This is a genomic window from Tumidithrix elongata BACA0141 (assembly GCF_036349135.1).
Taxonomy (GTDB): Bacteria; Cyanobacteriota; Cyanobacteriia; order Pseudanabaenales; family Pseudanabaenaceae; genus Tumidithrix; species Tumidithrix elongata.
The window spans coordinates 21,893-42,868 of the sequence record NZ_JAZBJZ010000041.1; the positions used below are offsets into that span (position 1 = coordinate 21,893).

The 20,976-nt window shown below is 43.1% G+C and carries 23 protein-coding genes; 17 read left to right on the plus strand and 6 right to left on the minus strand.

Annotated features, from left to right (window positions below; genetic code table 11):
- The first annotated feature begins 4 nt into the window (after positions 1 to 4).
- A complete protein-coding gene (locus V2H45_RS11730) occupies positions 5 to 751 on the plus strand; it encodes a phycobilisome rod-core linker polypeptide (RefSeq protein WP_330483839.1) in 747 nt (248 codons plus the stop codon).
- Between the two features lie 453 nt (positions 752 to 1,204).
- Here V2H45_RS11730 and V2H45_RS11735 read toward each other — a convergent pair whose 3' ends face one another.
- The gene (locus V2H45_RS11735) at positions 1,205 to 1,639 is read right to left on the minus strand and encodes a helix-turn-helix domain-containing protein (protein ID WP_330483840.1); all 435 of its coding nucleotides are present in this window, start codon (positions 1,637 to 1,639) and stop codon (positions 1,205 to 1,207) included.
- Positions 1,640 to 1,843: 204 nt separating this feature from the next.
- On the opposite strand from V2H45_RS11735, the gene V2H45_RS11740 reads away from it, so the two are divergent.
- The 10 genes from V2H45_RS11740 to V2H45_RS11785 all read left to right on the plus strand — a co-directional run bounded on the left by V2H45_RS11740 (position 1,844) and on the right by V2H45_RS11785 (position 10,698).
- Positions 1,844 to 3,031, plus strand: a complete 1,188-nt coding sequence (locus V2H45_RS11740; RefSeq protein WP_330483841.1) for a class I SAM-dependent methyltransferase — start codon at positions 1,844 to 1,846, stop codon at positions 3,029 to 3,031.
- Between the two features lie 29 nt (positions 3,032 to 3,060).
- Positions 3,061 to 3,867, plus strand: coding sequence for a sensor histidine kinase (locus V2H45_RS11745; RefSeq protein ID WP_330483842.1), 807 nt, complete (start codon positions 3,061 to 3,063; stop codon positions 3,865 to 3,867).
- A gap of 24 nt (positions 3,868 to 3,891) precedes the next feature.
- A complete protein-coding gene (locus V2H45_RS11750) occupies positions 3,892 to 4,272 on the plus strand; it encodes a response regulator (protein WP_330483843.1) in 381 nt (126 codons plus the stop codon).
- 2 nt (positions 4,273 to 4,274) lie between these two features.
- Positions 4,275 to 5,834, plus strand: a complete 1,560-nt coding sequence (locus tag V2H45_RS11755; RefSeq protein WP_330483844.1) for a response regulator — start codon at positions 4,275 to 4,277, stop codon at positions 5,832 to 5,834.
- A 107-nt stretch (positions 5,835 to 5,941) separates the two neighbouring features.
- Complete coding sequence (locus V2H45_RS11760; RefSeq protein WP_330483845.1) at positions 5,942 to 6,679, plus strand: phycocyanobilin:ferredoxin oxidoreductase; 738 nt, start codon at positions 5,942 to 5,944, stop codon at positions 6,677 to 6,679.
- A gap of 634 nt (positions 6,680 to 7,313) precedes the next feature.
- Positions 7,314 to 7,832 carry a phycocyanin subunit beta gene (locus V2H45_RS11765; RefSeq protein ID WP_330483861.1) on the plus strand — a complete coding sequence of 173 codons (519 nt, stop codon included), beginning with the start codon at positions 7,314 to 7,316 and terminating at the stop codon, positions 7,830 to 7,832.
- Positions 7,833 to 7,937: 105 nt separating this feature from the next.
- Positions 7,938 to 8,426, plus strand: a complete 489-nt coding sequence (locus tag V2H45_RS11770) for a phycocyanin subunit alpha (protein ID WP_330483846.1) — start codon at positions 7,938 to 7,940, stop codon at positions 8,424 to 8,426.
- 129 nt (positions 8,427 to 8,555) lie between these two features.
- Entirely contained in the window at positions 8,556 to 9,374 is an 819-nt protein-coding gene (locus V2H45_RS11775) for a phycobilisome linker polypeptide (RefSeq protein WP_330483847.1), read from the plus strand.
- Positions 9,375 to 9,491: 117 nt separating this feature from the next.
- Positions 9,492 to 10,358 carry a phycobilisome linker polypeptide gene (locus V2H45_RS11780; RefSeq protein WP_330483848.1) on the plus strand — a complete coding sequence of 289 codons (867 nt, stop codon included), beginning with the start codon at positions 9,492 to 9,494 and terminating at the stop codon, positions 10,356 to 10,358.
- Between the two features lie 109 nt (positions 10,359 to 10,467).
- Entirely contained in the window at positions 10,468 to 10,698 is a 231-nt protein-coding gene (locus V2H45_RS11785; RefSeq protein ID WP_330483849.1) for a phycobilisome linker polypeptide, read from the plus strand.
- Between the two features lie 97 nt (positions 10,699 to 10,795).
- Here the strand turns inward: V2H45_RS11785 and V2H45_RS11790 are convergent, their stop codons facing one another.
- Both V2H45_RS11790 and fba read right to left on the minus strand, forming a co-directional pair.
- Positions 10,796 to 11,266, minus strand: coding sequence for a GTP pyrophosphokinase (locus V2H45_RS11790; RefSeq protein WP_330483850.1), 471 nt, complete (start codon positions 11,264 to 11,266; stop codon positions 10,796 to 10,798).
- Positions 11,267 to 11,425: 159 nt separating this feature from the next.
- Positions 11,426 to 12,505, minus strand: a complete 1,080-nt coding sequence (gene fba / locus V2H45_RS11795; protein ID WP_330483851.1) for a class II fructose-bisphosphate aldolase — start codon at positions 12,503 to 12,505, stop codon at positions 11,426 to 11,428.
- Between the two features lie 208 nt (positions 12,506 to 12,713).
- On the opposite strand from fba, the gene V2H45_RS11800 reads away from it, so the two are divergent.
- Both V2H45_RS11800 and V2H45_RS11805 read left to right on the plus strand, forming a co-directional pair.
- Complete coding sequence (locus tag V2H45_RS11800; RefSeq protein WP_330483852.1) at positions 12,714 to 14,198, plus strand: family 10 glycosylhydrolase; 1,485 nt, start codon at positions 12,714 to 12,716, stop codon at positions 14,196 to 14,198.
- A 214-nt stretch (positions 14,199 to 14,412) separates the two neighbouring features.
- Positions 14,413 to 15,078, plus strand: coding sequence for a PHP domain-containing protein (locus V2H45_RS11805; protein ID WP_330483853.1), 666 nt, complete (start codon positions 14,413 to 14,415; stop codon positions 15,076 to 15,078).
- A 97-nt stretch (positions 15,079 to 15,175) separates the two neighbouring features.
- On the opposite strand, the gene V2H45_RS11810 is transcribed toward V2H45_RS11805, so the two are convergent.
- Positions 15,176 to 15,748 (minus strand): pentapeptide repeat-containing protein, encoded by a 573-nt coding sequence (locus tag V2H45_RS11810; protein WP_330483854.1) that lies wholly within the window; start codon positions 15,746 to 15,748, stop codon positions 15,176 to 15,178.
- 404 nt (positions 15,749 to 16,152) lie between these two features.
- Here V2H45_RS11810 and V2H45_RS11815 point away from each other — a divergent pair, with 404 nt between their 5' ends.
- From V2H45_RS11815 to V2H45_RS11830, 4 genes are read left to right on the plus strand one after another with little or no spacing between them, the layout of a single operon-like run.
- Entirely contained in the window at positions 16,153 to 16,497 is a 345-nt protein-coding gene (locus V2H45_RS11815) for a hypothetical protein (protein WP_330483855.1), read from the plus strand.
- A 49-nt stretch (positions 16,498 to 16,546) separates the two neighbouring features.
- The gene (locus tag V2H45_RS11820; RefSeq protein ID WP_330483856.1) at positions 16,547 to 18,622 is read left to right on the plus strand and encodes a P-loop NTPase fold protein; all 2,076 of its coding nucleotides are present in this window, start codon (positions 16,547 to 16,549) and stop codon (positions 18,620 to 18,622) included.
- Positions 18,606 to 18,839, plus strand: coding sequence for a DUF433 domain-containing protein (locus V2H45_RS11825; RefSeq protein WP_330483857.1), 234 nt, complete (start codon positions 18,606 to 18,608; stop codon positions 18,837 to 18,839). The genes V2H45_RS11820 and V2H45_RS11825 overlap by 17 nt, the downstream gene beginning before the upstream one ends.
- The gene (locus V2H45_RS11830; protein WP_330483858.1) at positions 18,836 to 19,177 is read left to right on the plus strand and encodes a DUF5615 family PIN-like protein; all 342 of its coding nucleotides are present in this window, start codon (positions 18,836 to 18,838) and stop codon (positions 19,175 to 19,177) included. Before V2H45_RS11825 ends, V2H45_RS11830 begins: the two co-directional genes overlap by 4 nt.
- A gap of 127 nt (positions 19,178 to 19,304) precedes the next feature.
- On the opposite strand, the gene V2H45_RS11835 is transcribed toward V2H45_RS11830, so the two are convergent.
- Positions 19,305 to 19,895 carry a 2OG-Fe(II) oxygenase gene (locus V2H45_RS11835; RefSeq protein ID WP_330483859.1) on the minus strand — a complete coding sequence of 197 codons (591 nt, stop codon included), beginning with the start codon at positions 19,893 to 19,895 and terminating at the stop codon, positions 19,305 to 19,307.
- 199 nt (positions 19,896 to 20,094) lie between these two features.
- The coding region (locus V2H45_RS11840; RefSeq protein ID WP_330483860.1) for a PIN domain-containing protein at positions 20,095 to 20,976 on the minus strand (882 nt) is incomplete at its 5' end.

Here is a 20,976-nt window from a genome sequence, read left to right on the forward strand (position 1 = left end):
AGCTGTGACAATTCCTCTTTTAGAATACGCCCCTCTTTCTCCAAACCAAAGAGTTAAGAATTTTGATGTTCCTACCGATGAAAGTCCTAGGATCTATTCAACAGATAACATTCTTTCCCCTTCCGATATGGGTACATTGATCGATGTAGCCTATCGCCAAATCTTCTTCCATGCTTTCGCCACAGATCGCGAGCCCGTTCTTGAGTCCCAACTCCGTGGTGGTCAAATCACAGTACGCGATTTTATTCGTGGCTTGTTGCTTTCTAACACTTACAGAACCAGCTTCTACGAGCTCAACAGCAATTATCGCTTTGTCGAGCACACCGTGCAAAAGGTATTGGGACGTGATGTCTATGGCGAACGCGAAAAAATCGCTTGGTCTGCTGTAGTCATGACAAAAGGTATCGCAGGTTTTGTTGATGAACTACTCAACAGCGAAGAATACCTGAGCAACTTTGGCTACGATACAGTTCCCTATCACCGTCGTAGAATTCTTCCCAGCCAGACAATTGGTGAGAGACCCTTTAACATCAAGTCTCCTCGCTACGATGCCTACTATCGCGCTAAGTTTGGCTTCCCTCAATTTGTTTGGCAATCTACTGTACGCAGCTACAATCCTGCCAAAACTTATACCGCAGGCAATCCTTCTGCCTTCCTTGACATGGCACAGAGCATTAGTCCACGCGGAGGACAAGCTCAACGCATCTCATCTCTAAACATCGATATCGAGAAATCACTTCCTCGTCGGTAATCCTACGAACTAGTTAGATATCTTCTATCTAGTCTAAGAGTAAAAAGCATAAGGGTAAGAGCAACTTCTTATCCTTATGCTTTTTTAATAGGTGCTGACTTATGGAGCAGGCAGGCCGAAACTCTGGCTAAATAACGTCAGTTCGGGATAAGAAGAGCTGAAACCCTTTATCTGAGCTATTGATGCCGTAAATGCCAAATTCTCCACCCAAAATCCCATTTATCCAGCAAATCAGGGCAGGCACATACCATCCGCTGCCCCTACGAATTGTGCGTGCTCGCCCAGAACGCTTGTACACCCTGTGTTGCGTTCTCAATACCTTATCCCAAATTCACGTTAAATAAACTGTGCTCTAATCCTTAATACCAATTCATAAATTAAGCCTTACTTTTAGAATTCAGAATGAATTTAAAAGCTGTATTTGAAGATTATCTGGTGACGAACAGTTTGGCATTAAAGCTTAGTTTGTTTCACACCTTCATCTTTCTCTTCCCAAAAGCCCAATTCCAGTAAAGCTCTACAGATCTTTGCGCGAGAGGGACGAACTTTAGGTGCTTTTAATCCTAGCTCTTGGGCAGTTTCAAGTAGATCCTGCATCAAGAGATCCAGCGAGCTATCAGCCGCGTCTTGTGGAAGGTGGTCAATTCTGCCTTGGTAAGCTAAGGTATAAAGTTCTAAGTGCCGTTTACCCATGACTCTAGCGAGTTTCCTGAGGGTCTCGGGGGTAGGACAGGTTCCCTTAAAGCAGGCTCCTCGCAAACGAGGTTGAGGAACCCCTGACAAGTCAGCCAGACGATTCATGCTAATTCCCTGCTCTTCTAAGTATTGAAGCACAAATTGCCCCAATGGAGAACAATCGTCAGGTTTTACTTGTAATTTTGCTGGCATTGCGGTTTCTTGGAATGTCTAAACGGCAAGATTGCTGAGAAGTTATTAAGCAGAGTATCGATGCTGACTCGATCGGTCTGTAACAATTATATCAAGTTGCTTTATTCAATCGATCTATGGTTAATCTGTAACGATCGCAAATCGCTGCAAAGGTAGTAGCCGAAGATGTTAGCATCAATCTAGCACTAGCCTAAGAAATACATTATGCCAGACTCCCAAACGATTAGCGCCGCCGTTGCCCGCCTCTACAACACTTATCCTTTTCCCCCAGAGCCCCTATTAGATGAGCCACCACCTGGTTATAACTGGCGATGGAATTGGCTGGCAGCTTCTAATTTTTGTACGGGACAAAAGCCATCTAAAACGAAGGTTCGTATCCTTGATGCTGGCTGCGGATCGGGCGTTAGTACAGAGTATCTGGTACATCTTAACCCCGAGGCATTTGTTGTGGGTATCGATCTGAGCGAAGGTACATTGGCGGTAGCAAAAGAGCGCTGTCAGCGTTCAGGCGCGACAAGGGTAGAATTCCATCATCTGAATTTGTTTGATGCGGATCAGCTAGAGGGAGAATTCGATCTGATTAACAGTGTGGGAGTATTGCACCATACTCCCGATCCGATTCGGGGTATTCAGGCATTGGCAAAAAAGCTCGTGCCTGGTGGGTTGCTGCATATTTTTGTCTATGGCGAGCTGGGTCGCTGGGAAATTCAGTTAATGCAGGAAGCGATCGCTTTGCTGCAAGGAGATAAACGTGGAGATTATGCGGATGGTGTATCCGTAGGACGCCAAATCTTCGCTTCTTTGCCGGAAGATAATCGGTTGCGTAAACGGGAGCAAGAGCGCTGGTCGTGGGAAAATCAACGGGATGCTTGTTTTGCTGATATGTATGTGCATCCCCAAGAAATTGATTACAACATCAATACGGTGTTTGAGTTAATTGATGCTTCGGGGTTAGAGTTCCTTGGCTTTTCTAACCCAAAGGTGTGGGATTTAGACCGATTGATTAGTAAAGCGCCAGAACTGGTTGAGAGAGCTAAAAATTTGAGCGATCGCCAACGTTACCGTCTGATTGAAGTATTAGATCCATCCGTAATTACCCATTATGAATTCTTTCTAGGTCGCAGCCCGATCTCAAAAAAAGATTGGAACGTTGATACTGAATTGCTCTCTGCAACACCAGAGCCAAGTCCTTGCATTCAAGGCTGGCGTGAGAGTCAGAAATTTTTTAATCAAGACTATCAAATTATTAGCATCAGTGATTTGGAATGGAAATTCCTGCTTGCTTGTGATGGCAATCAAAAAAACGTCGAGCAAATCTTACAATCCGTAGATGCGAGTTTAGAAGATGTGCGATCGCTGCAACGACAGCAACTGATTCTACTCACTCCCTAGGATGTTCTCTCCTAAATTATTGGTGATCTATGTCTAAACATAAGCGATCGGACTCGCATCAAGCAATTCAGAAGCGTAGACCAGACTCCTCATCAAAGCTGTTTATTCAGGGACAAGATGAGTGGATGAAAGACGAATTGATCGCTGTGGTTAGTCACGAATTGCGAACATCCTTAACATCTCTCCATAGTGCGCTCAAGATCTTGGCAACAGGACACTTGGGAACACTATCTATGGATGGACAGCAAATGCTAAAAATTGCTGATGAAAACACCGAACGGTTAGTTCGGTTAGTGAATAACGTTCTTGACTTGCAGCGCATCAAGTCTGGCGAAGTGAAAATAGAAAAGCAAGCCCATCATGCTTCTACCTTGATGGCTCAAGCCGTAGAGATCATGCAGCCCTTGGCTCAACAAAATCAGGTTGTTTTGGCTGTAAAGCCTATGGATACTCAGATCTGGGTTGATTTCGATGACATCTTGCAAGTACTTACGAATCTTCTCAGTAATGCGATCAAATTCTCATCACTCGATCGTACTGTTTGGCTAACCGCTGAAACCCATGAGAACTATAAGAATGCAATAGATGAGAAAGTAAAAGAATTGTTGTTCCGAGTTCGTGATGAGGGGCAAGGAATTCCATCGGACAAACTTGAAAGCATCTTTGAACCATTTCAACAAGTTGACTCATCCATATCACGGCAAAAAGGGGGGACTGGTTTGGGGCTTGCGATCTGCCGTAAAATTATCGAACGCCATGGGGGTAGAATTTGGGCAGAGAGTACACTAGGGAAAGGCAGTACTTTCTGCTTTACCCTGCCATTATTGAATGCATAATTCATCGCTAAAGGTTGAGAGACTATGCCAACCAAACGGATTTTGATTGTGGATGATGAAGAAAGCATTCAAATTGTCGTGCAATTTGGTATCCAAATGACGACAGATTGGGTAGTGCTGGCAGCTAGCTCAGGTTCCAAAGGCATTCAAATGGCTCGTACCGAAAGACCAGATGTAATTTTGTTGGATGCAAGTATGCCAGAGATGGATGGCATCGCTACCTTTCATGCACTGCATTCATACCCTGAAACCGCAGAGATTCCTGTGATTTTTTTAACTGCCAAAGCCCAAACTTCCGACCAGAAAAAGTTTAGTGATTTGGGTGTTAGCGGTGTAATTACCAAGCCCTTTAATTCCCTCTATCTGCCCGATCGCATTGTCAAACTGCTCGACTGGTCGTTATAACTATGAAGATATTGCTCGTAGAGGACGATGAGGTACTAATTACCGTATTAACAAAGAGTCTGACAGCACAGCACTATATTGTCGATGTTGTGAAAGATGGCGAAACGGGTTGGACCTATGGGGCAACGTTTGAGTATGACCTGATTCTCTTAGACATCATGTTACCTAAGTTAGATGGTATTCGTTTGTGTCAACGTTTTCGGGCAGAAGGATATACAACGCCAATTCTTCTGCTTACGGCTCAAAATTCCTGTACGGCTAAGGTAAATGGACTAGATGCAGGTGCAGATGACTATGTAGTCAAGCCGTTTGATGCTCCAGAACTAATCGCTCGCATTCGGGCATTGCTGCGTCGGAGTCAAGTAAATTCTTTCCCTCTACTCACTTGGGGCGATTTACTCCTCAATCCCAGTACCTGTGAAGTTTCCTACAATAGTCAACCCCTCACGCTTACGAATAAAGAGTATGAATTATTAGAACTCATGATGCGAGACAGCCAGCATTTACTTAGTGCGGATGAGATTCTCGATCGCCTATGGTCATCGGATGAATTTCCATCTGAAGCAACCGTGCGATCGCATATTCGACGGTTACGGCAAAAACTAGTAGCAGTGGGCGCTCCAGCAGATTTCATCACCACTGTTCATGGTCGTGGCTATTGCCTAAAAGCACAGGAACCGCAAGGGGAAGACCCGTCTGAGGTTACGACATCTTCGGAGATGGAACCGCTAAATCCTCTAAGTGAAGTCACAGGAATCATCGGCGATCGCTCCTCTGAGCAGCAGGCGCAATATTTGGCATTCCTAAATCAGCTTTGGAGCACAAGCAAGTCTCAATGCCTAGAGCAATTGGGGATACTCTTACATGTGCTGCAATCGTTACAGTCTGGTACATGTAACCAACAACTACAAACTCAAGCGCAACAAACAGCTCATAAACTGGCAGGCACTCTAGGCACACTCGGGTTAACGCTAGGAATGCAACTGGCCCATCAATTGGAAGGTTTGCTAGGGAGTCAGCTACCCATGCCTGTGCAAAGAGTAGAAATGCTGTCAGCTTTACTCCTTGCCTTAGAGCAGGCAATTCAAAACACCAACTCGATTCATCATGCGCCTGCCGCAGCGATCGCTTCCATCGCTCCCTCATCATCTCCAGTAGGCGATTCTAACATGGGAACCAAGGTCATGATTGTGGATGACGATATTGAATACCTACGATCGCTGCCGCAACTCCTAGAACCCTGGGGATTTAGCGTGACAACCTTGGCAGATCCATTGGAATTTTGGTCTGTGTTAGAAGCAATGTCGCCTGACGTATTGGTGTTAGATGTAAATATGCCTCAGATTAATGGAATTGAACTTTGCCAAGCTCTAAGAAACAATTTAACTTGGCGGCGCTTACCTGTTTTATTTTTAAGTATCATGACGGACATGAACACGCAAAACCTCGCCTTCAGTGCTGGTGCTGATGACTATTTGTGCAAACCTGTCGTGGGAAAAGACCTTGCAAATCGAATTCTCAATCGTCTGAAGCGTGTGAGTGCGTGGGTAGAATCGTACTGATTCTCAACTATATTTTCACATTATTTCTCGATCGCACAGATTTTGAATAGACCATAAGTCAGTGTAAAGTAACAATGCTGTCTTTAAAAATAAAAGGATAAAAACGCATGGCTCCATCTATGCAATCTTCACTGCGCGAACAACAATATCCTCTGATTCATCATTTAGCCAACTGTATTGAAGATGTGTGGAGGGAATACCTAGAGTTATCTCCCTACCAAGTTCCAGGGGATTTAGGATACATTGAGGGTTCTCTGGAAGGAGAACGATTAGTGATTGAAAATCATTGCTATCAGACACCTCAGTTTCGCAAACTTCATTTAGAACTCGCTAAAGTTGGGAATGGATTAGATATTTTGCACTGCGTCATGTTTCCTAATCCTGAATATGCGATTCCAATCTTTGGGGCGGATTTAGTGGGTGGGAAAGCTGGCATCAGTGCCGCGATCGCCGATCTATCCCCCATTCATTCCGATCGCACCTTACCTCAGAGTTACCATGATGCCCTGTCAAATCTCCCAACAGCAGCCTTCTCCCAACCGCGTGACTTGCCAGAGTGGGGAGATATCTTTTCGGAGTTCTGTCTGTTTGTGCGTCCAGTCGGAGAAGAAGAAAAAACTTTTTTATCGCGCGTGCGCGCCTTTTTAACCTTGCATTGTCAACTGGCGATCGCTACAACACCTTTGACCGCAAAACTTGAAATCGATGGAGTCCTTGCAGGACAACGGTATTATTGCCAAAAGCAACAAAAGAATGATAAGACTCGCCGAGTTTTAGAAAAGTCATTTGGCGTGGAATGGGCTGAACGTTACATGAATACTATGCTCTTTGACTATGTTGCCTAGAGATTTCGACAGAATGTTTTGGCTGACTCTCGCTATCGAAACCTTTGTTTGAGGAATGAAGTAATAAAGCATTGAGACTTGGCAGTATGTAGGTATTTATTCTCAGTCAGCTCAAAGAGCCATCCTTAAAGTGTTAAGAAGTGAAACCAAATGCGAAGATACGTTAACAGAATAAATCAATTCAAAAATATCTGAAGCGATTGATACACAAAAGGTAGAGGCTCTTCTTAATATTATTTAATTATTTAAATCGTGGAAGTACTTAAATTTGCACAAAGTTTGCACAAATAGCTTGCTTTAATCAGCATTAATCCAGAAGCCACTGAACCCAAAACTTTGACAGTCAAGGGTTAGGTTACTTAGGTTAATTAGATGAAACATCTAATGAGTCTTTGAAATCTATTTGTGATGGATATTTAACATTAATAATTTTTATATTAATTTATCGAGCTTTGTAATTGGTTGTGCTGAACCATCAGGCAATGTTAGGACTAAGCTAATTAGTTCTTTCCCATCGCGAAGTAATTCGCAAACGGTCGTCTGCATCGTTCGCTAAATCTCTTAGCTCAATATCCAAATCAACAGCTTGGCTTGGAATCCCTTCTTAATTCATGTCAAAACAGGAGATTTATTAATGCTAGACGCTTTTACTAAAGTGGTTGCTCAGGCAGATACTCGTGGTGCTTTTGTTAGCGATGCTCAAATCGATGCGTTGAAAGCAATGGTTGCAGATGGCAACAAGCGCATGGACACTGTAAACCGCATTACTGCTAACTCATCGGCAATTGTTGCTAACGCAGCTCGTTCTTTGTTCGACGAACAGCCTCAGTTGATCGCACCAGGTGGTAACGCTTACACCCATCGTCGTATGGCAGCTTGCTTGCGTGACATGGAAATCGTTCTTCGCTATGTTACCTATGCAATCTTCACTGGAGATTCCAGCGTTCTTGACGATCGTTGCCTCAACGGTTTGCGCGAAACCTACAGTGCATTGGGCGTACCCGGTGGTTCAGTAGCAGCAGGCGTTGCCAAAATGAAAGACGCAGCACTCGCTATTGCTAACGACACCAACGGCATCACTCGTGGCGACTGCAGCTCCTTGATGGCTGAAGTAGCTGGTTACTTCGATCGCGCAGCAGCAGCTGTCGGCTAATCATTAGTTGACTCAACCTGAAGTCAATTTCCTGAATTGCTTGCAATTCACTGCATTTAAAAATTCACTACTTTTTATTTTTACAATTAAGAGGACAATTAGGGTATGAAAACCACTTTAACCGAAGCGGTATCAGCAGCAGATTCTCAAGGACGCTTTCTCAGCACAACCGAAATGCAAACCGCTTATGGTCGCCTTCGCACGGCTTCCGCTGCCCTTGATGCTGCTAAAGTTTTGAGCAGCAAGGCACAAAGCCTAGCTGATGCAGCTGCAAACGCAGTTTACTCAAAATTCCCTTACACCACTTCTATGTCTGGTGACAACTATGCTTCTACCCCTCGCGGTAAAGCAAAGTGCGCTCGTGACATCGGTTACTACATCCGCATGATCTCCTACTGCCTAATTGCTGGCAGCACAGGTCCTATGGATGACTACCTCATCAGCGGTCTAGCTGAAATCAACGCTACCTTTGAATTGTCTCCTAGCTGGTATGTAGAAGCTCTGAAGTCAGTTAAAGCTGGTCATGGTATCTCTGGAGATGCAGGCTTGGAAGCTAACGCCTACATCGACTACGCTATCAACGCCCTAAGCTAAGGGTTACTTCTCGCCCAGAACAATAGAATCTTGTTGGTGCTCGACTTCTTAACAGAAGGTTTCGATATATCTGCAATGTTCTAGAGTTCTGGGCATATTGTTTCCTTTCAACTATTAAGGAGCTCAGATATGACAAGTTCAATGTCAGCTGTACAGTTGGGATTTGAGCCGTTTGCCAGTGCATCTCCAGTTGAACTGCGTGCAGGTTGGAGTGATTCTGATGTTAAGAGTGTTATTGCTGCTGCCTATCGGCAGGTTTTCGGCAACGACCATATTATGAAGTCAGAACGCTTAATCAGCGCTGAGTCTCAGCTGACTAGGGGTATAATCACCGTTCAAGGTTTTGTCAGAGCTTTAGCTCAGTCAGAACTTTATCGGACAAAGTTTTTTTCTTCAACTCCCCAAGTTCGATTTATTGAATTAAATTATAAACATCTTTTGGGTCGCGCTCCTATTGATGAAGCGGAGATTAGCTATCACGTCAATCTCTATATTGAAAAAGGATACGAAGCAGAGATAAATTCCTACTTTGATTCACTAGAATATCAAGAAAACTTTGGCGAAGCGACTGTTCCCTATTTCCGAGGATTTGAGACTCTACGCGGTCAAAAAACCGTGAGTTTCAATCGCATGTTTCAGCTTTATCGTGGTTATGCCAATAGCGATCGCGCTCAAGGCAAAAACAAATCGACTTGGCTGACCAGCGATCTCGCTCATAATTCAGCGAACGCAATTCGCACTCCAAGCTTTGGTAAAGGTCTAGCTGGTGGAACCGGCGGCGATCGCGGCCAAATTTATCGGGTGCAATTTACTCAAGCCGATCGCGGACGGACTACTCAAATCCGTCGTAGTGTAAGTGAGTGTTTGGTTCCTTACGACCAACTCACACCTACAATGCAAAGGTTAACCCAACGTGGCAGTCGCATTACGCAGGTTTCTCCTGCCTAACACGTTCTGCACCGAACCATTGAGAATTTCAATCACTTAACTCAGGGCAAAGAAGTTTCTCAAGTAGCGCTTCGAGTTTGTCCTGAGTTAAGTTTAAATAAGAAAGGAGAATAGCCTGTGGTGATTACAAATGCTGCTTCCCGCCTGGGAACTAGTGCTTTTAGCAATAGCAGCCCAACTGAACTCCGTCCAAACTGGACGCCTGAGGATGCCCAAGTCGTGATTAATGCGGTTTATCGGCATGTATTGGGAAATGACTATATCATGGCAGTGGAGCGTTTGGTCGGTCCTGAGTCTTTGCTGAAGAATGGTCAAATCACCGTGCGTGATTTTGTCCGTGCTGTTGCCAAGTCAGACTTGTACAAAACCAAATTTCTCTATCCAAATTTCCAAACTCGTGTCATCGAATTAAACTTCAAGCACTTATTGGGACGCGCACCCAATAGTGAAGCTGAAGTAATTGAGCATCTAGATCGCTATCAGAATGAGGGCTTTGATGCAGATATCGATTCCTATATCGACTCTGCCGAATACGAAGCAAACTTTGGCGATGCGATTGTGCCTTACTACCGCGCCTTTGAGTACCAAGTCGGTCAAACTGGTACTGCCTTTTCTCGGATATTTCGCCTCTATCGCGGCTATGCCAACAGCGATCGCTCGCAAGTTGAAGGAAACAGTTCTCGCCTAGCGGCTGAGCTTGCCCAAAATAGTGCTTCTGCGATCGTCGGTGCTTCTGGTGGCAGTGAAGGATGGGCTTACCGTCCCTCTAAGCAAGGTGTCATGCCTAACCATGTCTTTGGTCGCACTTCTGTAGGTTCCACCGATCGTCTCTACCGGATTGAAGTGTCAGGAATTTCTCTGCCCAGATATCCTAAAGTACGCCGTAGCAACAAAGAGTTTATTGTTCCTTACGAGCAATTAACACCTACGCTCCAGCAGATTAAGAAACTAGGTGGCAAAGTTGCAAGTGTAACCATTGCCTAATAAAACCCTCTTACGAGTTCTTGGCGATCGGTATTGCTAATTGCTAAGAACTCGTAGGAGATCTCAGCATTTTTAACTTTTTTACTTGATACTTGGAAGATCTGTATTTATGATAAGCTCTACCTCTACCGCAGATAATCGTATCTTTGTCTACGAAGTGACAGGATTGCGTCAAAATCAGCAAACAGAAAACAATAACTTTCAAATTCGTAACAGTGGCAGTGTTTTCGTGAACGTGCCTTACAACCGCATGAACGAGCAAATGCAGAGCATCACTCGTGCTGGTGGCACAATTGTAAGCATTCGCCCCTTAAGCGAGCATTTGGCTGCAAACGCATAATAGTCTTAGTCATCTCAATTGGTACATCCATAAAGACCGTTTGCCTATATAGGCAAACGGTCTTTATGGGTTTAAGGGAAGGATTAGCGATCGCAAATTACTGTAACGCCGCGCGAAGTTTGCTCAAAACTTTTTTATACTTCTCAATGCGTTGAAAATCCACTTCAGTCGGATGGGCGATGCGCCCGAGATCGAGGTTATGGGTGACATCGGCAATCTTGACCCGCAAGGCGATCGGGTTCGCAATCACGCGCTCTAAGTAAGCTTCGTAAGTTTCGCCTTTTATTTTGGTAATTGCCGCGATCGCTTCTATGAGAACCTCAGGAAATCCTTCACTTCTGAGATTCTCAAACGTGAGATCAGAATCTTCGATCGCATCATGCAGAACCGCTACGATTTTCTCCTCTAAAGAATTCACTTGCTCCATTACAAGCAAGGGATGATCGAGATAGGGCTTGCCTGCCTTATCCACTTGTCCCTCATGGGCTTTCGTGGCAATGGCGATCGCTCGTTGCAGCAACGATGGATATTCTGAACTCGTCGTTGAACCCATAGTCGTTAAAACCATTGATGGCTCCTATTGCGGGCTAATCGTAGAGCCGACAAAAGCAAAAAGGAAGATTAGAGACCTATCGATTTCCCTCTAATCTTCCTCAAATTGTATATCTCTACGGCAGGTTTAAGCAGTCAATTCGATGAAATTAACTACTATCTGAGTCCGAGAAATCTATGCATTGGCAACTTCGCGAGTGACTTGATTTAAGTCGCCCTTAGCGTACTTCGTAGCATAGACAGCCAATGTCGCAGGCTTGATCTTGCTGCCATGACCTGCACTACCAAAGGAGATATAGCGATCGCTACATACCTTTTGAGCGTATTTGATCGATGGCTTGAGGAAGTGACGAGGATCGAATTCAGCAGGATTTGCTGCTAATGCTTCACGTACAGCGCCTGTAATTGCCAAACGGAGGTCAGTGTCGATATTGATCTTACGAACACCGCTCTTGATACCGCGTTGAATTTCTTCGACAGGTACGCCATAGGTTTCGCGAATTGCACCACCATATTGGTTGATCAGTTGCAGCAGATCTTCAGGAACGGAAGAAGAACCATGCATAACTAGGTGGGTGTTAGGCAAACGACGGTGAATTTCAGCAATGCGATCCATTGCCAAGATTTCGCCAGTGGGCTTGCGGGTAAATTTGTAAGCACCATGGCTAGTACCGATCGCTACAGCTAGCGCATCGACTTGGGTTTTTTCGACAAAGTCAACCGCTTGGGCTGGATCGGTCAATAGCTGAGAATGGTCGAGTTTACCTTCAAAACCATGACCATCTTCGGCTTCACCCATACCTGTTTCCAAGGAACCAAGACAGCCGAGTTCGCCTTCGACACTGACCCCAATTGAGTGAGCAACCTTAACAACTTCACTGGTGACAGCCACGTTGTATTCATAACTAGCAGGGGTTTTGGCATCTGCTTCGAGAGAGCCGTCCATCATTACGCTCGTAAACCCATTACTGATAGCTGAGTAGCAGGTTGCTGCGCTATTGCCGTGATCTTGGTGCATGGCAACAGGAATGTCAGGATAGGTTTCGACCGCAGCTAAGATCAGGTGTCTCAAGAAAATATCACCTGCATAGCTACGTGCTCCACGGGAGGCTTGCAAAATTACAGGGCTGTCAGTTTCTGCCGCAGCTTGCATAATTGCCTTAACCTGCTCCATGTTGTTGACATTATATGCAGCGATACCATATCCATTCTCTGCTGCATGATCGAGCATCTGCCGCATGGGTATAAGAGCCATATGAGATATCTCCTAAAATTTTTTGTAGTCGTATTGAGTTGCTTAGTCATAATCTTAAAACATTTTGAAGAATATATGTCTTGATTAATACTTTGTCCTTAGAAGCTCATATCAATGGTTCAATGCTTGCATCGCTCTTGATGTCTAGTTTATAGACGCTTAAAATTCAGCCTTGCAAAATTTGACGAAAACCCAAAAATCTCTAGTAATGACTAAAGTAACGAAAACATTGCCTTCTCTCCTAACCCGATTCGTTCGTGCTGTAGTGGCTTGTAGTGCCTCCCTAGGGATTGCTGGTTTAGCCAGTAGTGGTTTTCTCTATTTAACGAGTGTTGTAGCCAGTGAAGCCCATGCTGACACCTTTTGCCGTATCGACCCACAGCAGATTGTCCGTAAGGCAAATTTATTACAAGCAGCTCAACTGGGCGATCGCCAAGCTGCTGAGGATTACGAGAAAATCGTAACTGCCCATGCCAACCAGTTAAGACAATGCCGCCAGCAAAGTTGGCTCCATACGCAGGCGGTATGGATGCGTGTTTATCCCTGCGATCTGCAAGCTCGGCAACTGGATCAGGTTTTAGATAATGCCGTTAATTTTGGCTACAACCGCATTTATTTGAATGTTTTTTACGACGGACGGATCTTGTTGCCATTTGGCGATAACCCTACGGTTTGGCCTTCCGTGGTGGGTAGTCAAGCAAGTAACGCCGATCTATTGGCAAAGGTGATTGCGGGGGCGCACCGTCGTGGTATTACTGTCTATGCTTGGCTGTTTGCCATGAATTTTGGACCTAGCTATGCTGCTAGGTTCGATCGCCAGAGTGCGATCGCGCGTAACGGCTTTGGCGAAAGTAATCTGCAAGATCCGCGCAGCATCCCAGAGGAGGCAAGGGTATCCCATGTATTTGTCGATCCTTACAATACTCAAGCCCGTGAAGACCTCCGCACCTTAGTTAGAGCCGTAGCACAGCGGCGACCCGATGGCATTGTGTTTGACTACATTCGCTATCCGCAACGCAGTGGCTCGGTGGTAAATAACGTGCGAGATCTGATGATCTATGGGGATACTTCGCTGCAAAAACTGTTTGAGCTAGCTCTCAGCGGTCAGGGACAAGAGGCAATGATTGCCTATTTAAAAAATGGCAGCGTCGGCAATCTTAAAATTCCTGCCAATATCCCCCTATGGAAGCTGCCGCCCCAAATGCAACCCGTTACAAGTGGTGGGGATCTAGATCGGCAACTCTGGCAACTAGTACTCGCTCACGCTCGAAAGGGCGTAGTGGAATTTCTTGACTACGTGAGTCAACCTGCGCATGAGGCAGGGATCTCCACTGGGGCAGTATTTTTCCCCAAGGCACACCTTACCTATGGCAATGGTGTCGATCCGCGATTGCAACCTTGGTTTGCGTTTACAAATGTTTCAGAATGGGCACCCATGAGTTATGCCGCTTGCGGCAATGCATCTTGCATTATTGATGAAATTACGCTGGTTATGGAAAAAGCAACGGGTAGCCAAGCGATCTGCCCGATTTTGATGGGCTATTGGGGACAAAGTAGCCCCGATCGCCTCGCGCTCGAACAGCAGATCGCAGCGGTACACCAAGCCTATCCCCAACTAAATTGCCTGAGTCATTTTGCCTATTCGTGGCTAGATTTGAACGCCGATCGCCAGCGACGAACTTGTCAGTTATAATTAAGAATTCAGCCAATTATAAAAGTCTAGCTTGCACTTAATTTTCCCTTATTTCTGTAGTGCAGAATCCTTAGTGTGTTGTGGGTGGGTACTTGGTGAGCAATTATCAAGAAGAATTTGGGTAAAATTAGGGTTAAGGGGGTTAAGATAGATTAACAATTGGCAACTGTAGAGATATTTTATGGTAGCTCACACTCAGCCACATCTAAAGTCCATGTCTACGCAAAGATTGAGACAAATTTTTGCGTCAGTCGATCTGTATAGCTGTCCTAATTCACTTAATTTTCACTTACATACGGTTCATTCTGACGGCAAGATGCAGCCAGAAGATCTCGTGGAACAAGCGATCGCGCTGCAACTATCCCATCTAGCCATTACCGATCACCACTCCATTGCTGGCTATCATGTTGCTCAAAGGTTTCTCAAAAACCATGCCGAGGTAAACGAGCATTCAGGCGCCGCACTGCCGCAATTGTGGACGGGGGTAGAAGTCAATGCCAGCCTTTTGTTTACTGAGGTGCATATTCTCGGCTACAACTTCGATCCCAACCATGCGGTGATGCAGCCTTACCTGCAAAGTCACACCACCGCTGGCATCGATTACCAAGCCATTAATGTAATTCACGCACTGCATCGTGCTGGGGGCTTAGCGGTTTTGGCACACCCTGCTCGCTATCGCCGCACACCAGAGGAACTCATTCCAGCCGCCGCTGCCTTGGGGATTGATGCCGTAGAGACTTTCTATGGCTATGACAACAACGATCCTTGGCGACCTAGCCCCAAGCAAACAGAGCAAATTTATGCCTTAGTCGAGCATCACGGCTTGTTGCACACCTGCGGCACAGATTCCCATGGCTATAAGATCAGCAGGCGACTCTAATTTGTCAAGAATTTCACCTATAAATTTTTCGTGGATTGGGGATATCCACATATTTCAATCTTGCTTTCAATACTGTAGTAGCTATAGGAGAATTTCCTTAAGCATCCTCAAAGATTGCGCCTCGGCTAATTAAATCCTGCTTTAACACTTCAGAGATCCCCAGATTAGATCGGAAAATGGAATTTTTTACGATCGCACCACTGAGGTTGGCGTCCCTCAGATCGGCACCGCTGAAGTTAGCGCCACTGAGGTTGGCTTTACTGAGATTGCTCCCACTAAGATTAGCTCGATAGAGGTTATCTTCTCTGAGGTCGGCTCTTATGAGGTTATCTCCCATGAGGTTCGCGTCTCTGAGGTCAGCTCTCATCAGATTAGCTCTCATCAAGTTGGCTCCCTTGAGATTCGCTTTACTAAGGTCGGCTAAACTCAGGTCAGCTTCACAAAGATTGGCTTTACTCAGGTTGGCGCTATTGAGGCTAGCTTCGCTCAGGTTAGCTTTAAAGAGATCGGCTGCGCTGAGATTGGTGTCGCTGAGGTCAGCTAAACTCAGGTCGGCTAAACTCAGGTCGGCTGCGCTGAGGTCAGCAGCTTTTGCCGTAAAACGTTGACCATTTTTACCTGCCGTGCGTAACCATAGCCTATGTTGTTCTAGCTTTTGTGCGGAGTCCATCAGCAAATAGCCTCCTTTTTCGATGACTATTCCTATTTTCGGAGAAACTCTACAGTATTTAACAACTGTTGCATAAACTTTACTTTTTAATGCCCGTTAGAGCGATCGCATTGTGCGTGATTCCAGTTTGAACTCTAGGATTTCCCAAAGTTCAATCTCTTCCATCCCTCATTCAGGGCAAACTAACAAGGTGATCGCAGGGAGCGCATAGTTACACTACCTAAAATTTAAGCTAAAATCATCAAATTAAGCTGTGAGTCTCCAAGCCATGATCCAAGCTGTAGCTAAAACTGATCGCCAACATTTCATTAAGCGATCGGTAACGTGGGAGCAGTGCCTATTAATTGATTCTCAGCTAGATGCAATGTTGGCTTTGGCTGATCGGTACAAATAGGTTTGCCTTTATGGATTCAGAAGAGCAACTATTTGAGCGCGTTTGCGTGCTGCTTGAGAAAAATATTGCTGAGGGGCTAAGAGTGGCTAATTCTACGCTCAAAAGTAAAAAATATTTTCAGGATTTGCTGGAAAGAGGGTTAGAAGCTGCTGATGCCAGTGAAATTGAAGTTTGGCTGAAGTATCTAGTTCCTTGTCTTGGAATGCGATATGTGATTAATTTGCCTGAAAGTAAGCTGGTTCAGCAACCACAGCAGGTGAAGAAGGCTATGTATTGGCTACCAAAGTTTTTAAATAGGGCAAATGAAAAAGAGTTAAATTTGTTTAAAAACTTGGGGAATAAAATGCTTAATTAAATTCTATTCAGACTCAAATACATCAAACTAATCAATACATTTAACGGAAATGAGTCAAGACAAAAAATCAATTAATAGCCACATAGAAGAATATCTGGACTACTATTGTTCAACTGAATTGCCAAGGTCTGCTGTTTTATTAAAAGGTGAATGGGGATCTGGGAAGACTTGGTTTATTAAGCAATACTACAAAAAGAACAACCCCAGAGAAATAGATATATGGAAAGATCCTGTGGATTTGCTCTTGTTATGGGAACTTTGGCATAAAGTCAATTTTGTAGGTAAAGCTTGGCGTTATTTTTTTAGAAAAGAGCAGATATCATCTAAAAAATTTCTATACGTTAGTCTTTATGGACTAGATACGCTTTCTGCAATAGATGAAGCCATATTTCAAGAGTTACATCCTTTATGGGGTTCTGAGCAAGTTAAGATAGCAGGTAACATTATTAAAAGCCTTTTGAAGGGCTCTCTTAAAATAGATCTAGATGGTAGTGGCAAGAATATAGCATCATGGAATATTAAAATACCTGATCTTCCTAGAAAACCAAAAGATTCTAACAAAAGAGAAACTAATAAAAGAGTTCTAATTTTTGATGATTTGGAACGTTGCAGTATCGAAATTTCTAATTTACTAGGCTATATCAATCAATTTGTAGAGCACCAAAATCTAAAAATAATTATCCTTGCAGATGAAAACAGGATTTCTAAGAATGCAAATTATCTGGATTTTAAGGAAAAATTAGTAAGCAAAACTTTTAATATATTGCCAGACTTTGAGAATGTACTAAAAAGCTTTGCATCTGAAGTAAGAGAACCAATTATTGAAAAGTTTTTGTGTGATCATATAGATTTCATAAAAGATCTATATGTTACTAAAGCTAACCGAGAGAATCTAAGAACTCTAAGAAATATAATTTTAGATTTAAAGAGAATTTTTGTCTGTTCCCCTCTAAAAACTAAAGAAAATCCAGACATATTAAAAGATATATTAAAATTCCTAATACTATTTTCCATTGAAATTAGCAGTGCAAAAATAAAATCCAGTGATATTGGCAAGCTAGTGAGAGAGTATAAATCTCTGTGTGCAAGACTATCATTGAAAGCAACATTAGGTAATTCGCTAAATTCAGATAAAGATAAATCAGATGAGACTGATAAGGATATCAATATAAAAGACATAGCTAAAGAAAACTATGATCTGTATTCCAGATTTGATTTAGATAAGGTTTTCCCAAGTGAAGGTTGGTGGGAAAATTTTTTCGATAAAGGCTTGATTAATGCAGAAGAATTAGCCACAAAAATACTAAGCAAGTATTTCCCAGATGATCGGGATACTCCTAACTGGCAAAAGCTATATTATTGGAGAAAACTTTCTGACGAAAAATTCGAGAACTTATTAAGAGAAGTTGAGACAGAGTATAAAGATAAAAAGTATAATGATATTGGAGAAGTAAAGCACGTATTTGGGATTTTCTTAGATCTTTCCGACAAAGGGATTATTAATCAAAGCAAAGAAGACCTTTTACACAGTGCAAAAGATTATATTGATTACTTAAATGGAATTAATAAAGTTTCTCCCTCGCAATCATCATTACTTTATAACAAGTTTCATGACAACTATAACGATACTGTTTTTTCAAGCCTTAATTTACCAGAATTCAAACAACTTTCTTCTTATATCAGCTCTATTCAAGAATCAGTAAGAATTAAAAGCTTGCCAAATGATGCAAAAAAACTGTTAGATATTATGGCAAGTAATCAACTTAAGTTTTATCAGATGGTCTGTCGGGATAATGCCGTGGATTCGGATTATTATACAGTCCCAATATTTAAGGAGATAGATATACATTCATTTACAAGTAAGTTGTTTTCTATGGTTCCTGATGACCAAAGTTTTGTTTTCTTGACATTAAAGAATCGTTATCAAACCATAGATGATAAAAACAAGGAATTGCTTAGTGAAATTGAATGGTTAAAGCAATTGCAAGAATGTATTGTGAAAGAAGCTGAAGCAAAAAAAGGTAAGCCTAGTGGATATCACTTAAAACAATTAAATGAGGACTATCTGAACGCAATAATCACAAATTTAGAAAGCGAGGAAGCAAAATATGCTAAGTCACCCTAGTCGAATAACTATCCATCCAGATATTTGCAACGGAAGACCGATTATCGCTAATACTCGAATTACTGTACAAACAGTTATGGAGTTTTTAGGTGCAGGTGATTCAATTGAAGAAGTGCTTGAAGAATATCCATCGCTAAAAAGAGAAGATATTTATGCCTGTATGCAATTCGCAGCAAAGTTGATGGCAAACCACTACGAAGTGAGAAAAGTGGCATGAATGGGTTTCTATTTGATGAGAACCTACCCTCTAAAGTTCAATTTACCCCATCTTTGCCCATCATTCATGTTTCAACATTAGGCGATAGTCCGAGCGATTCTCAAATTTGGCAATATGCAAAGGACAAAAACTTGATCATTGTTACCAAAGATGTAGATTTTTCAGATCGGTTGATGGTCGATTTATCCCCTCCCAAAGTGGTACATCTTCGATTTGGAAATATGCGAAAACGCGAGTTTCATTTATTCTTAGCTACTGTCTGGCCGCAGATTGAATCATTAGTAATCGATCGCAAGCTGATTAATGTCTATTTGGATCGGATCGAAGCATTCAGATGAGCTTTATAGCGATGTGGTATGTAGCGATCGCTTTTTGATAGGTTAGGCTTGAGGCGATCGCAGGCTGTACAGTTTTACTCGCAGTAATAGGCGCGAAACCGAGCCTCGATCCCTATAACGAAATTACTTAGCGAATCGTGCGTGATTCTAGTTTGAATTCTGGGATTTGCCGTAGTTCTATATTTTCGAGATTATATTGTTCGCAAACGAGGCTCAGACGATTCCCTGAACTTTTGACAGCATTCACCGAATGGGTCAAATCTCCTTGAAAAATCACCAGATTATTCTGTTGAGGGCAGATTTTGCCGACCTGCCGTTTGTGCGATCGCAGCACGAGTTCTCCACCTTCTAACTCTGAGGGAACTTCGACATAGAGAACGCTGACCACCGCAGGCGGGTCAATGGTTTTGCAATAGGAACGCAGAGAGCGATCGATATGCGGATCTACCCGCGAACCAGTTCTAAGAAGTAGGGGATTGAGATAAAAGGCATTGCATTCGGGTTGCATGACGCGATGCAGATAGGGCATAAAGTAAGGAAACTTCTGCTCGACTGTCGCTAAATGCGATCGCTGGAATACCAGCGAAAATCCCTTGGTATCGACAAAATCGCGATTGAGATTATTCACAGAAAAGTAAGGCGAAGCCAAAATCTGTCCGCGCAACTCATGGAGATACGTGCGATCGAAGACCTGCGATTGCTGATGATAGTAAGCCAAATGAAAGGTGGTTATATGCGAATTAAAGTTGAACTAGAAATTGAGATTCAAGCTACGCTAGTTGTTTCTGGGTGGAGAGCACGCATTAAGACTGCTTTGTTTAGCGAATTATGTCCTCTACTTCTCTTTAAACTTTTGTAAATCTCCAGTCACTCTAAACTCAGAATTGAAAGCAAACTAAAACGTAACAATCCCCAAGTTATGTTTCATTATTTTCTATTTCTATGCTCAATCTCTCAAAGACATGAATATCTTCTATTGTGAGACAAGATGTTGCTTTGGAACCCAAAATATGTAAAATATCAATATCTTCTTGACTCTCCTTTTTAGTGATTCCAACAGATTGTTTGTTTACCCAAATGCGATACGTCTTACCTTGCAGATATTTACTTCCATCTAAAGATGTTCTTCCATAGCATTGAAGAACATTGCGGATGACTTCTGCAATCTCCCACTTCTTTTCATGGAACCTAATGTTATTGACAAAATTAGGTACACCCTTCTCAAGAATAATCAAAAGTTCAGAAATGCTAGTTGGAGGTTTTTTCTTTGCATTAGCTTGCCTTCCAACGGTTTCAATCATCTCTTCAGGAAAAAGCTCATACAAACAAGTTAGGAATTTATCTGCTTTCATCACTTGTTTGTCCCAAGGAGCAATATCGCTTTCTTTGAAATCTCTCACATTTTCTGTGACGATGATTTCTGCCTCAGAAATTACAGATGTAGCTAGAACATGCCTATCTCCTGGATCGTTACGCATGATTTGCACTAATTCGTCAGGTACATCCACCATTGCTTCAGGAAAAGCTTTTTTGATGGCATTTTCAAATTTTATAACTTTTTCTGGCAACATCCTCCCATCCTTCACAAGATTAGATGTTGCATCATTAAGGATTTTCTCTGACCAGACCGGTCGATATAATCCTGCTTCAGCAGCACAGAGCAATAGATCTCTAACGTAAAGTGGATACAAAACACATGAGTCTAGGACAGCGACGATTCTTGCCATGAAAACTAGGGTGGATGCTAGCCTGAATAATTCATCAGGGAGAGAAAGTGGAGAAAAAAAAGAGCCTAAAAC